The following is a 13471-nucleotide window of genomic DNA, read 5'->3' on the forward strand; positions in this document are numbered from 1 at the left end:
AAATGAGTTGCTTTAGGTAACTCATTTTTGTGTTTCTAGTGAAAAAGGACGTTGAAATGATGGTTTAACGTCCTTTTTCAAATATAGGGCAAACACTTATTTTACACATCTGAAGAGTCATCATAATCATATCGGATACCATCTTCTTGTGCTGAAGTGTTTCGGTCGGTGTTTATTTCGTTTTTAGTTTGTAATTCTTGTTTATCATTGTTCAACGAAGAGTTTTGTTGATTTTTATTTTCATTCATCTAATTTTGCCTCCCATGCTTGATGATTCTTCACATATTGTTCCAGTATTTCTCTTTCTTATTCAGTTTAGAATCTTATGTTTAAACATAAAATTTGTACATTAAAGGAGTTTCTTTAGGTTAAACTGTGAACAAACACTTGAGAGGATAATGGGTATGCACGTTACTATTGCGATACTAACGATCTTGGCAGCGATGAAGTGGGGGAAAGGGAAAAATTGGCGTGAATATCATCCCAGTATGTTATTTGTTTCTACAGGTGGTTTGCTGTATGAATATATCGTACAAGAAAATACATTGTGGAAATTTCATCCTGATTTTCTTTATAGTCATGGAATGGTTGTCATTATTTATGCAATAAACACGATGCCTTTAAGTATCTTTTTATTTCTTTCCCACTTCCCTGAGAAATGGCTTCACCGTATCCTTTACATATTTGTTTGGTCAGGAATTTATATTTTCGTTGAATGGATTTTACACATGTTTGACAGAATATCGTATCAAAATGATTGGACCTTACTATATTCATTTCTATTTGACATTGTGATGTTTTCGGTTATTGCTTTACATCATAATAAACCACTTCCAGCATACATTATCTCTTTGTTAATTATCATTTTGTTAATTGCGCAGTTTGATATTCCATTTAAATACGCAAAATAGCCAAAGTTATATGAACTTTAGTTCAGTACATCTTTGGCTATTATGTTATAAAAGCTCTTGACTTAAAATATTTTCTATTTTATTATATCTTTAAATCGAGATATTTAATTTCAAGTTATTTTATCTGGTGGTAGTAGGTGACGGTCAAGTTGGGTTACTTCCTATGTAGTACATCGGTAACATGATTGATTTAAAACAAATACCAATTGGGCGTGGGCAAATGGGTACGACTTCCGTTTGAAGTAAGAGAGCTAAAATAAGACGAGGGGATTGATTACATGCTTTCCATTGATCCGTCAGCATTGTCCGAAAGGGAAAATTACAAGTTATTAATCGGTAGTATTATCCCAAGACCGATTGCATTTGTTACCTCATTATCGGAAAAGGGAGTGCTAAACGGTGCTCCTTTCAGCTACTTTAACATTGTATCCTCCAATCCTCCTATGATTTCCTTGTCGATACAAAGATCTGGTGGAAAACAAAAGGATACAGCAAGAAACATTCATCAATCAAAGGAATTTGTCATTCATGTGGTTGATGAAGAAAATGTACAAAAAATAAACGAAACTGCAGCATCTGTTCCTCCAGATGAAAGTGAAATTGAACTTGCTCAATTAACTCCAGTGAACAGTGTAAAAGTTGCTGTGCCAGGAATAACGGAGGCGAAAATCCGGTTCGAGTGTACGTTGGAGCAGTCGCTTGAGTTAGGGGGAGGAGAGGCACCTGGGTGTGATTTGATTATTGGAAAAATCGTTCAGTTTCACATCGATCCTGCCATTTATCACGAGGGGAAGATTGATCCACGAGCCCTGGGAGCGGTAAGTCGGCTAGCCGGAACCAATTATGCCAAAATAGGTGACATCTTTTCGATGGAAAGACCAAAATAACATGGTGTGTTGAAAGGAGAAAAACGAATGAAACATATTTATCAAAAAGGGAAAGACCCACAAAAACCAACTTTGTTATTGCTTCACGGTACAGGGGGAAATGAATTAGATTTACTGCCTATTGCTGGGATGATTGATGATTCTGCGGGTGTGTTAAGTGTGCGAGGAAATATTCTAGAGAATGGCATGCCCCGATTCTTTAAACGTTTAGCTGAAGGGGTTTTTGATATTGAAGATTTAATTTTTCGTACAAAAGAGTTAAAAGATTTCCTAGATGAAGCGGCTGAAAAATACGATTTTGACCGTAACAACATCGTAGCCATTGGATATTCAAATGGTGCGAACATTGCGGCCAGTATGTTATTCCACTATGAAAATGCCTTGAAGGCTGCCGTATTACACCATCCAATGGTCCCTCTTAGAGGAATCGAGCTTCCTAATTTGGAAGGAACATCGGTGTTTATCGGTGCGGGAACTAATGACCCTATTTGCTCACCGGAAGAATCAACTGAGCTTCAAAAGCTATTAGAAGGTGCAAATGCAAAAGTAGAGCTTCACTGGGAGAATCGTGGACACCAGCTTACGGCAGATGAAGTAGAAGCAGCGGCTGAATGGTATCGTAAATTGTAAAAATACGATAATCATTTTAAGGGGATACTAACGTATCGAACTTTGAGGAGTGAAGATATGTTTTTGAATGGTACCATTATCGATGGAGTCTTTGATTCTACTGTTAATAAATTTACTTTACAAAGAGTGAAAAACTTCGATACACAATCGGTTCTTAATGAAACACAAATTAATAATATTTATCAATACTTACGATTGCATTGGGATAATGAGGACGGACAAATCATTACCTTATATGATCAAATGCCCCTACGTCTCTCCAGAGAGGAAAGTAGCCAATTAATTGATGATATAGAGAAAGTGATGTCTATGTATCACTAATGGATACCTTAAAGTGGGTAAGTTAGGGAAAATCTTATACAAAGACCGCATCCATCTCTTCGGAATAGTTGCGGTCTTTACATGTTTTATAGAAACTTCTTTATATCTAAAATCGTTTGCATATGTAAGCCTTCATGGAAGATCGTTCGAATAAGTACTTGTTCAATCGTAACTCACTTCGATGGCTTTCCAATTGAGTAAACAACACCACATAACGTGGATTCATTATATATACCCCCTTATTTTAGATAGGTAAATATTCGATAAAATGGGCAATTGTCCTGCAAACAGAAGAAAAAAATGGTAGGTATATGCTATAATTGTAATATATTTCATATTAGTAGATTAGCTATATAATAAACATAGAAACAATTTGAAGGAATAGAATGTATGCGCATACAATTTGATTAGGGAGTGAATGAATAGAGACGATAGAAGATAAAAGGGTAATTGGTATTTATGCCGATAAGCTTGAACAAATCTGGAAAAATGAAAATAACCTCAATAAAGAGGTTATTTTCTGTTCGCTTGACGTCCACTTTTTTTCTGACTTTGTGATTTTGAGTTTCCAATTTGAAAATCATCGCCTAGCTCTACATCATTACGCTTATCCTGCTTTTCAATTTGTTCTCTAGTTTGATCTTTGTTTTGCATTCCTTGATGAGACATTTCATTCAACTCACTTTCAAGTAGTATCGGTAGTAGTATGTGCACGGTTGGAAGAATTATTAAATAAAAATAACGGAGGTGAAACATGCGATCTCAACATGCAAACCGCTTTTGGTTACATTCTTGTAAACTGTTTAAATAACTGTATGTTTTTGATTTCCTCTAAGTGGATTTCTGATAATTTTTCCAGTATCTCTAGTCCTTTAGTGGTCACACGAATAAGCACGCTCCGGCCATCCTCTGGATTACTCGCTCTTTCAACAAGACCAGCTTCCTCACAGCGATCGATCAGTCCAACACATGCATGATGAGTTATTTGAAGTCTTTCTGCTAACTCGCCTGTCGTAACAATGCTTTTTCCAGGGAACCCTTGAATGGCTAATATTAATTGATGCTGTTGAGGGGTAATCCCTTGTTCTTTGGCTGCCGACTCACTAAATTTAAGAAATTTACGGAGCTGGTAACGAAATTCACCTAAATATTCATATACTTCTTTCGATAAAAGAGAACTCAACTATTTTCAACCTTTCTCATCTGATTGATATTTATATCTTAACATGATATAATCAAAATACAAAATAATATCTTAATACGATATAAATAACAAAGAGCAAGACAAGCTAACTTGAGGTGATATGGATGCATGAAGAAGTAGGAAAATGTAAGAAATGTGGGAAGACGATTTTCTGCTTGGATGGTTTTCTTAATGGGGTAGTGGATACTAATGGCGATATCGAATGTTTTCCGTGTTCACGGGAAAAGGCAAGGATGTAATCTTCAATTTGAAAGGGAGAACAAAAATGAGTGAAACATTAATCAGGGTAGGAACGACGTATTTACCAGTAAAAAATGTAGAGCACTCTGCCGACTGGTACGTGACTAATCTAGCTGCAGAAAGAAGCTATCAAGACGCAGACAAAGCGATTATTAATCTCGCAAACCAGAGTTTTTTCTTAGTTAAGGCAAGTGAAAATCAAAGTTCTAATTTCTTAGATTATAAAGGGGAGAAGTGGTTCTCAGTCACATTTGAAGTGGATGGAATGGATTCCTTACAGAAATTACATCAAGATCTTAAAGAAAAAGGGGTGGAAGTTGGAGAAATCCAAAATCGTGGGCATGCAGGAAGAAACTTTGTCTTTTACGACCTTGATGGAAATGCATTTGATGTGTGGAGCGAATTGAGTCCTGCATTTAAAAAATAAATTTCTTATGACCCGTGCAGATGAAAAAATATCTCCTTCGAGTCATAAAGCATGTTTTATAACCCGAAGAGAGAGGAAAAAAGATCTTTCGAGTCATAAAAAGTCTTTTATAACCCGAGCTTAGATATTATAGGTTGTTAAAGGTCATAAACTTAATAAACTAAATTTACAATCCATACTTCTTCATCTTATTATATAAAGTCACGCGTGACCAGCCGAGCATTTTGGCAGCTGCGGATTTATTTCCATATGTTTGATGAAGAACTTGAGATATTTTGGATCGTTCATCCTCAAACGATTCCTCACGCAACACATTGACGGTTGGCTGGGCTCTGCTTTTAAAAAGGGCGTTTGGCAGTTCGGCAACGGTGATGATATTGTCATCAGCCAAAATCATCATTCGTTCCACCGTGTTTTTGAGCTGACGGATATTTCCGTTCCATGTAGAATGCATGAATGTGACCATTACCTCTGGCGCAACAACGGGAACAGGCTTGTCGTATTTAGCAGAGAACTCTTTTAAAAATAATTGCACGAGCTCAGGTAAATCCTCGATCCGCTCGCGTAAAGGAGGAAGAGGCACGACAACGACATTTAATCGGTAATACAGATCTTCACGGAACAATCCATCTTCTACCATCTTTTCTAAATCTCGATTGGTTGCAGCGATAATTCTAACATCAATGGGGATGGGCTCATTCCCACCCACTCGATAGTATTGCTTTTCTTGTAATACGCGAAGTAGTTTCACTTGCAACTCAAGTGGGAGTTCGCCAATTTCATCTAAAAACAATGTTCCATTCTTCGCTGCTCCAATTTTCCCAAGTTTCCCTTCCTTCACTGCACCCGTAAATGCTCCTTTTTCATATCCAAACAATTCACTTTCAAAAAGGGCAGCAGGGATCGCTCCACAGTTCAAGTCCACAAATGGTCCCTCAGCACGTGTACTCGCTTTATGAATGGCTTGTGCAAATAACTCTTTCCCAACACCACTTTCCCCTGTAATCATGACGGTTGCGTCTGTGCGTGCTACTTTTTTCGCAAGGGTTATAGTCGTATTCAGGGCTTGACTGCGACCTTTAATTTTATAAAAAGGGTCGTCGATTTCATTTGGCTCAATTTGACTTTCCAAATCCTGAATATACGCAGCAGTCGTTGTTAACCCATCATTTAGTTTTACGATGTCAGTAATATCTCGTTCTACTGAAATTCCACCAACAATCTCTCCATTACTTATCAAAGGAAGGGAGTTAATAAGCACATGTACATCTTGTTTTGGCTGGTTGTATTGTCGAGTAACCGTTGAACCGTCTGTTAATGTCTTCATTAATACGACCGATTCTTTTTGGAAAAAGTTCGTAATGGGGTAACCGATGATGGTTTCAGCAGCTGTTTCGTAAAGTTCCTCTGCCTTTGGATTCCAGGCGACAACCTCCCCCGATTGATCGACGATTGTAATGGCATCATCGACCGCCCTTAATAGTGTTTCGTACGTATTGGACAAGTTTTTCCATTCTTGAAAAATGACTTCGAAAAGTGCTGATTTCGGAACAACAAAAGCTGGAGCACCAGTATCATCTACTAAAAGGACATCCTCTAAAGCTTTTACATCTGACAATCGAGCATGTAGGGGATAGGTTTGCATTTCTTCGATATAAATAGCTCCGTCAATCGGTTGGGAAAGAGTTTGAAGTAACATATTTTTATTTATCATATAGTCACCTACTGTTGTTAATGTGATTTACAAAACTGTAAAGACTTTACACGTATTTTACAATGTTGTAAACGGTCTGTACACACAATTTTCACATATTCGTACATTTTCAAGTTGGCACGCTACTTGCATATAAAATGGTATACGAACAAAGAGGAGGATGTTTATGTATAGTTACAAACATGAACCATTTACAAATTTTTCACTTGAGGAAAATCAACAAGCTTTTAAAAAGGCTTTGGAATTAGTTAATTCGCAATTAGGCAAAGAGTATCCACTAACGATTGGTGGTAAAAAAATTACGACAGATTCAAAAATCATTTCTTTTAATCCTGCAAATAAAGAAGAAGTAGTTGGAACAGTTTCAAAAGCGAGCAAGGAAGTTGCAGAAGAGGCCATGCAAGCTGCATTAGCAGCATTTGAATCTTGGAAAAGTGTAGACCCAGCCACTCGTGCCAATGTGTTATTCCGTGCGGCTAACATCATGCGTAGACGTAAGCATGAATTTTCTGCCTATCTAGTTAAAGAAGCTGGGAAGCCGTGGAAAGAAGCGGATGCTGATACAGCGGAAGCAATCGACTTCTTAGAGTTTTACGGAAGACAAATGAATCAGCTTTCTGCAGGTGTACCCGTTCAAAGCCGTGACGGAGAATTTAACCAATACAATTATATTCCACTTGGTGTAGGTGTCATAATTTCTCCTTTTAACTTTCCGTTAGCCATCATGGCTGGTACAACCGTAGCGGCAATTGTTGCAGGAAACTCTGTTTTACTAAAACCAGCCAATAACACACCTGTGGTGGCAGCTAAATTTGTGGAATTAATGGAAGAAGCAGGACTACCTGAAGGCGTTCTTAACTTCGTCCCTGGTAGTGGAGCAGAAATTGGTGACTATTTAGTTGATCATCCAAAAACTCGTTTCGTTTCCTTCACAGGTTCACGCGAAGTAGGTTGCCGTATTTATGAGCGTGCTGCTAAAGTACAACCAAGTCAAATTTGGTTAAAGCGTGTGATTGCTGAGATGGGTGGAAAAGACACAGTTGTTGTAGATAAAGATGCTGATCTAGATTTAGCTGCAACATCTATCGTGTACTCTGCATTTGGATTCTCTGGTCAAAAATGCTCTGCAGGTTCACGTGCGGTCATCCATGAAGATGTTTACGATATTGTGTTAGAAAAAGCGGTTGCTCTTACAAAAACTTTATCACTTGGAAACCCAGAAGATGTGAACACATACATGGGACCAGTGATTGATAAGGCAGCTTTCGATAAAATTATGAGCTATATTGCTGTAGGAAAAGAAGAAGGGCGCATTGTTGCTGGTGGAAATGGTGATGATTCAAAAGGATACTTCATCGAACCAACCATTGTAGCGGATGTGAAGGAAAAGGACCGTCTAATGCAAGAAGAGATCTTTGGACCTGTCGTGGCATTCTGTAAAGCTCGTGACTTCGACCATATGATGACGATTGCCAATAACACAGATTATGGTTTAACAGGAGCTCTTATTTCTAATAACCGTGCCCATATCGAAAGAGCCCGAAAAGAGTTCCACGTAGGAAATCTTTACTTTAATCGTACGTGTACAGGAGCGATTGTTGGTTACCAGCCATTTGGTGGATTCAATATGTCAGGTACTGACTCAAAAGCAGGCGGACCAGACTATCTAGTATTACACATGCAAGCGAAAACAACTTCTGAAATGTTCTAATTGAATTCTGGCTCGGGCTGCACGTACCAATGTGCAGCCCCGATATAATGGGGGAGAAAGAGAATGATAGAGGCGATTTCAAAAAATTTCTTTTTAAAGGTGTCTCAAAACAAGTCGATGAACAAAGCTGCCCGAAAATGGGGTCTTCGCTTTGGTGCTAGCCAGGTCGTTGCTGGAGAAACGATTGAAACAGCGATTGCAGCGGTGAAAAAGTTAAATGAAAATGGAATCGTTGCCACACTGGATCATCTTGGTGAATTTGTATCGAACAAAACAGAAGCTAGTGAAGCAACTGATTATTGTGTTCGAACATTACATGCAATGGCTTCTGCGAAAGTAGATGGCAATCTTTCAGTAAAAATGACACAATTAGGCTTAGACATTGATAAACAATTTTGTTTAGACAATATGAGAAAAATCGTCTCCACGGCCAAACAATACAACAACTTCGTTCGGATTGACATGGAGGATTCAACACGTACTCAAATTACACTAGATATATTAAAGGAATTACGCAAAGAGTATGACAATGTGGGAACGGTTATTCAAGCGTATTTGTATCGATCGGAGGAAGATGTAAAAGGATTAGCGGGAGTTCCTCTTCGTCTTGTTAAAGGAGCGTACAAGGAGCCTGCAGAAGTTGCGTATCAAGACAAGATTGACGTGGACAAGAACTATTTGACGATCATTAAAGAGCATTTGAACAGTGGAAGTTACACGGCAATTGCTAGCCATGATCACAATATCATTGCGAAAGTGAAGGAATTTGCTAAACAAGAAAACATTCCTACTACTCAATTTGAATTCCAATTTTTATACGGCTTTCGTAACGAACTTCAGCAAAGTCTCGTAAAAGAAGGCTACAAAGTTCGTGTATATGTTCCGTTTGGGGATGACTGGTTCGGCTACTTTATGCGTCGGTTGGCAGAAAGACCGCAAAACATTGCCTTTGCTTTTAAAGGTTTCTTTTTAAAATAAAGTGTGATTAGAAGAGAAGCGTGAATGTTGGATTCAGGCTTCTTTTTTGCTGAAAGTTTCCTTTCTTGATATCTCCCTTTTTAGACGTGTAAATGCGATAAAATCAATCATTTCTTCCTTTGATAATGATACTCCGTCAAGTGTTAGTGAGATTGATTCCTGACCATTTAATTTGGTTAGCTCTAACGATTGCTCACTTCGCCCAAGAATATGGTCCACACTAGTTTCAAATAAATCGGCGATAACAGACAACGCCTGTAAAGATGGCTCTCTATAACCATACTCATATCCTGCGTATGTACTTTTTGCGATTTCTAGACGATCTGCCGTTTCCTGCATCGACCACTTTCTACTTTTTCTCAAAGTTACTAATCGAGATAACACGGTTCATTCTTCCTCCAGTGACTGTTTGTTTTGTTCATTATAGCATGTTAGTCATATCAAGAATACAAAAATGTGCGCGAAACGAAAACAAATATTGCTTTATTTAATGAATTAATTATAATAAGCTTATAATAAATTGCAAATCGCGTACATATACGTAGAGGAGAAGAGAAACCATGAAAAAAATATTACTGCTCGCAACTGGTGGGACCATTGCATCGTTAGAGGGAAAGGACGGATTGGTTCCAGGACTAGCTCCAGTAGACCTCTTAAGCTATTCTTCCGATGTATCTTTAGCTGCTGATGTGACTTGTGAGATATTAATGAATAGAGACAGTACGAATATGCAGCCGGAGCACTGGATTGAAATGGCGTCTAAAATTGCAGATAACTACGATCAATATGATGGATTTGTTATTACGCATGGAACTGACACACTCGGGTACACATCATCTGCATTATCCTATATGATACAGGGCTTAAATAAACCTGTTGTAGTAACTGGATCTCAAGTTCCGATTAGTTTCAAAAGAACAGATGCGATAAAAAATCTAAACGACGCTATCTGCTTTGCTTGTGAAAACGTAGGTGGAGTTTATGTCGTTTTCGATGGACGAGTGATCATTGGAACAAGAGCAGTTAAAATGAGAACAAAAAGTTTCGATGCGTTCGAAAGTATTAATCATCCATACGTGGCACAAGTAAGAGAGAACAAGGTTACGTATTACTGGAGACCGGAGCAAACAATACAGTCATTAAAACTAGATGTAAGTCTTTGCCCGGATGTATTCGTTCTTACCTTACATCCTGGTACGAAGCCTGAAGTTTTTGATTGTTTAAAAGGGTTGTATAAGGGAATTATAATCGAAAGCTATGGAAACGGTGGGGTTCCTTTCGAAGATCGAAGCTTGTTGCCAAAGATAAAAGAACTAACAGAAGCAGGTGTTGCGGTTCTCATCTCTACTCAGTGTTTAGAAGAAGGTGGAGACCTATATATATATGAAGTCGGACGGAAAGTAAGTCAGTATAATGTGATCGTCTCTGGAGATATGAATAAAGAAGCAATCGTACCGAAACTAATGTGGGCCATAGGTCAAACGAACGATCTGTCTCAGGTGAAAGAAATGATGGAAACACCGATTTCTTATGATCTATCCGTTGAGTGGGGTCAAGAAGAGTGAGACAAGCCTATCATTTAATAAATCTACATGTAGGTATAGCACTAGTAGCGATAAATATTCACTTTTTCCTAGCACCTAATCAGTTCGCTGCCGGAGGATTAGGTGGTTTGACCATTGTGATGCATCATTTTTTTCCTAACGTTTCAATTGGTTTGTTAATGTTATGTTTTAATGTGGTATTGTTTGGATTAGGATTCATGTTTCTCGGTTTTAGCTTTGGTCTAAAGACCATATACTCCAGTTTTATGTTATCGTTTATGGTTTGGTTGTTTGGGGAAGTTGCTCCAATGGATAATCCGCTAAGTGAAGACAAGTTGATTCAACTGATGGTAGGTGTATTAATTGCTGCACTTGGATTGGTCATCGTGATGAAAGAAGGAGCGTCTACCGGCGGAATGGACCTCATTGGCATGATATTAAATAAATACTTTTCGATTGATATTGGTAAAGCCGTGTTGTTTTCCGATATGATCATCGTGCTGTTGTCGATTGTTGCCTTTGGGGTGGAAAATGGGTTATATGCGCTATTTGGAATTGTGTTAAGAGGAGTCGTTATCGACTATTTAATTCAACAGTTTAGCTTAACGAAGGAAGTTGTCATTATTAGTTATAAATGCGATTTAATTAAGAATTTTATTATAGAAAATTTAGGCCGCAGCGCTACCGTACATGAAGCAAAAGGAGCCTTTAGCAACGAGCAAAAGGAAGTCATCACGATCGTGTTAAAACGAAGCGAGTTTCATTCGCTGAAAAAATATATCAATGAAATCGACAAACGAGCTTTTATTAGTGTACATAATATGAGTGAGGTCGTCGGAAATGGATTTAAGAGTATTGTTTAGGTGGGAAAATCTCATGTTACATTCCTGAAATATATGTAATAAACAAAAATGCAAACATTATTTTCTTAAGCAAACATGGTAATTCCACCCATCATATTGGTGGTTAAAGCCCGGTCTATCAATATATTGTGTCAACAAAAATTATCTGTCCAATAATTGGAACATGCACAGGTATATTACATCTGGTAACCTTCTTGTTATCGAAAGCAAGGAGGTATTTTTTATGAACATTCTAAAAAAACTACTTGTTCTCTCTACTCTATCGTTCACATTGGTTGGTTTCGAAACTACTTCGAGCGCAGCTGAACAAACTCTTTCAGTGAAAAGTGGAGAAACATCTTGGAAAGTAGTTAGTAAAACTGACAATTCTGCTCTTGAATTAATGAAAGAGAATCATGATAAATTCCCAACATTATATGAAAAGGAAATTGATGTTACAGATCAGGAAAAGGAATTAATGGCCCGACTTGTAACTGCGGAAGCAAAAGGTGAGCCGTATAAAGGGAAAGTGGCTGTTGCAGAGGTTATTATTAACCGTGTAGAGCATGAGGAATTCCCTGATACTGTCAAAGAAGTTGTATATGAGCAGGTATCTGGTACGTATGCATTTTCTCCAGTACAAAATGGTGAGATTAACAAGCCGGCGGATGAGGAATCAATGGAAGCTGTAGAAGAAGCCTTGGTTGACAAAGAGAATGATTCAGAGGCTATATATTTTTATAATCCTGAAATTGCAACGGATACATGGATTTTAACAAGACAAGTGACTGAAACAATTGGTAACCATCGATTTGCGATATAGAAACCAGGGAATAAACCCCTGGTTTTTTTACTGAACAAAATATTGCCTTAATGCTTGTTGCAATGTTCCTAATGTTTTTGTTTTCTTAAAGAATGCTGAAACATCTAAATGAATCATTTTTTTCACAACTTCTGCACGTAAACCGGTGATAATCGAGTGGCAACCCATCATAGAAGTGCCGTCGATAATTTTCATAAGATGATCGATAACGTCAGGTTCCATATCGCCAATTCCGGATAAATCAATGATTAACGTTTGTATACGAAGTCTTCCAATCTCTGTTAGAACCTTTTCTTCTAATATCTCAGTTCGGAAGGAGTCTACCGACCCAATTAAAGGTAAAATACATACAGAAGAAGTGATTGGAATAATAGGTACTGATAGATTTTCAACTAGTTGTCTTTGTGCAACAATCAGGGAATCTTTGTATTTTGAATAACTTATAAAGAAAGTGTTCAGAAACTGGTCGACTCGGTTATTGATTTGTAGCTCTAGCTGAAAGAAGTCATCTAACTCGTATTTTTTGGAAAGAGTGTTAAACGATTGAATAAACATCCAAATTGTTCGTCGTATCGCTTGAACCCATTCCAGTTTGAAGGATAATTCAATTGAATGAGTAGCCCATACAATTCCTTCTTTCTTGGCAAAAGCTTTCAGTTCATCCTCATTGCCATCGATAATGTCGATTACTAGCTTTTGAGCATTCGAAACTAAATTGATATTACCGATTCTTAGTATTTCATCAATCCGACCTTTTACATTTACAGCCTCTAAAAGAAGTGAGTTCTTAAATTTTTCTTTATTTTCTTCAATAAAGTGTTTTAAGTCAAAAGAAGCTTGATATGTAAATTCCAAGAGATGTTCCCCCTTTACAATTCCCCAAGAACTTATACCCTTAAAATATATTTGATAAACATGTTTTTAAGCAAAAATTATAATCAGATAATTAATAGGGATAAAGAATGATTTTTGATAAAAAACAGTGACTTTTATCATAGTTATCGACTATTTTCGACAAAACTTCTATAATGGGTTTGCTAAAATAAAAATAAAATTGAAAAAGGCAAACCCATTGAAAGGTGGGGACGCAAAGCTACAGATCTAAGGTTCTAAAGGAACTATGATGGCTGAGTTGCCAAGGGAATAATTGGAAGACCTATATCCCTTTGGGTGTAGGTCTTTTCTATATTTCACAAAGTATGGACCATACCCCTTTAACATTTCAAAAGAAATATAAAA

The 13471-nt window shown here is 37.5% G+C and carries 16 protein-coding genes, 1 pseudogene and 1 riboswitch; of the genes and pseudogenes, 10 read left to right on the forward strand and 7 right to left on the reverse strand.

The window, feature by feature from the left end; translation table 11 throughout:
• Positions 1–101: 101 nt before the first annotated feature.
• On the reverse strand, positions 102–248 hold the full coding sequence (locus tag ACVBAX_RS18790) for a hypothetical protein (RefSeq protein WP_447118366.1): 147 nt from the start codon (positions 246–248) through the stop codon (positions 102–104).
• Between the two features lie 156 nt (positions 249–404).
• Between ACVBAX_RS18790 and ACVBAX_RS18795 the strand changes: the two genes are divergently transcribed.
• From ACVBAX_RS18795 to ACVBAX_RS18810, 4 genes are all read left to right on the forward strand, one after another.
• Positions 405–911 carry a CBO0543 family protein gene (locus ACVBAX_RS18795; RefSeq protein ID WP_447118367.1) on the forward strand — a complete coding sequence of 169 codons (507 nt, stop codon included), beginning with the start codon at positions 405–407 and terminating at the stop codon, positions 909–911.
• 278 nt (positions 912–1189) lie between these two features.
• The gene (locus ACVBAX_RS18800) at positions 1190–1798 is read left to right on the forward strand and encodes a flavin reductase family protein (RefSeq protein ID WP_447118368.1); all 609 of its coding nucleotides are present in this window, start codon (positions 1190–1192) and stop codon (positions 1796–1798) included.
• 27 nt (positions 1799–1825) lie between these two features.
• Positions 1826–2428: an alpha/beta hydrolase gene (locus ACVBAX_RS18805; RefSeq protein ID WP_447118369.1), complete on the forward strand. Its 603-nt coding sequence runs from the start codon at positions 1826–1828 to the stop codon at positions 2426–2428.
• A 57-nt stretch (positions 2429–2485) separates the two neighbouring features.
• Positions 2486–2749 (forward strand): hypothetical protein, encoded by a 264-nt coding sequence (locus tag ACVBAX_RS18810; RefSeq protein ID WP_447118370.1) that lies wholly within the window; start codon positions 2486–2488, stop codon positions 2747–2749.
• A gap of 86 nt (positions 2750–2835) precedes the next feature.
• Here the strand turns inward: ACVBAX_RS18810 and ACVBAX_RS18815 are convergent.
• The 3 genes and pseudogenes from ACVBAX_RS18815 to ACVBAX_RS18825 form a co-directional block, all read right to left on the reverse strand.
• A pseudogene (locus tag ACVBAX_RS18815) lies at positions 2836–2919 on the reverse strand (DinB family protein); the annotation flags it as partial.
• Positions 2920–3262: 343 nt separating this feature from the next.
• A complete protein-coding gene (locus ACVBAX_RS18820; protein WP_198158786.1) occupies positions 3263–3418 on the reverse strand; it encodes a hypothetical protein in 156 nt (51 codons plus the stop codon).
• Positions 3419–3533: 115 nt separating this feature from the next.
• Entirely contained in the window at positions 3534–3932 is a 399-nt protein-coding gene (locus ACVBAX_RS18825) for a MarR family winged helix-turn-helix transcriptional regulator (RefSeq protein ID WP_447118371.1), read from the reverse strand.
• Positions 3933–4218: 286 nt separating this feature from the next.
• On the opposite strand from ACVBAX_RS18825, the gene ACVBAX_RS18830 reads away from it, so the two are divergent.
• Positions 4219–4620, forward strand: coding sequence for a VOC family protein (locus ACVBAX_RS18830; RefSeq protein ID WP_447118372.1), 402 nt, complete (start codon positions 4219–4221; stop codon positions 4618–4620).
• Positions 4621–4786: 166 nt separating this feature from the next.
• Here the strand turns inward: ACVBAX_RS18830 and ACVBAX_RS18835 are convergent, their stop codons facing one another.
• A complete protein-coding gene (locus tag ACVBAX_RS18835; protein ID WP_447118373.1) occupies positions 4787–6334 on the reverse strand; it encodes a sigma-54 interaction domain-containing protein in 1548 nt (515 codons plus the stop codon).
• A gap of 166 nt (positions 6335–6500) precedes the next feature.
• Between ACVBAX_RS18835 and pruA the strand changes: the two genes are divergently transcribed.
• Both pruA and ACVBAX_RS18845 read left to right on the forward strand, forming a co-directional pair.
• Positions 6501–8045: an L-glutamate gamma-semialdehyde dehydrogenase gene (pruA, locus tag ACVBAX_RS18840; RefSeq protein ID WP_447118374.1), complete on the forward strand. Its 1545-nt coding sequence runs from the start codon at positions 6501–6503 to the stop codon at positions 8043–8045.
• 63 nt (positions 8046–8108) lie between these two features.
• Positions 8109–9023 (forward strand): proline dehydrogenase family protein, encoded by a 915-nt coding sequence (locus ACVBAX_RS18845; RefSeq protein WP_447118375.1) that lies wholly within the window; start codon positions 8109–8111, stop codon positions 9021–9023.
• A gap of 33 nt (positions 9024–9056) precedes the next feature.
• On the opposite strand, the gene ACVBAX_RS18850 is transcribed toward ACVBAX_RS18845, so the two are convergent.
• Positions 9057–9407, reverse strand: coding sequence for a helix-turn-helix domain-containing protein (locus ACVBAX_RS18850; RefSeq protein WP_447118376.1), 351 nt, complete (start codon positions 9405–9407; stop codon positions 9057–9059).
• A gap of 176 nt (positions 9408–9583) precedes the next feature.
• Here ACVBAX_RS18850 and ACVBAX_RS18855 point away from each other — a divergent pair, with 176 nt between their 5' ends.
• From ACVBAX_RS18855 to ACVBAX_RS18865, 3 genes are all read left to right on the forward strand, one after another.
• Entirely contained in the window at positions 9584–10588 is a 1005-nt protein-coding gene (locus tag ACVBAX_RS18855) for an asparaginase (protein WP_447118377.1), read from the forward strand.
• Positions 10585–11430 (forward strand): YitT family protein, encoded by an 846-nt coding sequence (locus tag ACVBAX_RS18860; RefSeq protein WP_430776672.1) that lies wholly within the window; start codon positions 10585–10587, stop codon positions 11428–11430. The genes ACVBAX_RS18855 and ACVBAX_RS18860 overlap by 4 nt, the downstream gene beginning before the upstream one ends.
• A 223-nt stretch (positions 11431–11653) precedes the next feature.
• Positions 11654–12232: a cell wall hydrolase gene (locus ACVBAX_RS18865; protein WP_447118378.1), complete on the forward strand. Its 579-nt coding sequence runs from the start codon at positions 11654–11656 to the stop codon at positions 12230–12232.
• A gap of 27 nt (positions 12233–12259) precedes the next feature.
• On the opposite strand, the gene ACVBAX_RS18870 is transcribed toward ACVBAX_RS18865, so the two are convergent.
• A complete protein-coding gene (locus tag ACVBAX_RS18870; protein ID WP_447118379.1) occupies positions 12260–13087 on the reverse strand; it encodes an STAS domain-containing protein in 828 nt (275 codons plus the stop codon).
• 197 nt (positions 13088–13284) lie between these two features.
• Positions 13285–13372, forward strand: a riboswitch (cyclic di-GMP riboswitch).
• Positions 13373–13471 lie beyond the last annotated feature (99 nt).

The organism is Robertmurraya sp. GLU-23 (genome assembly GCF_052983275.1).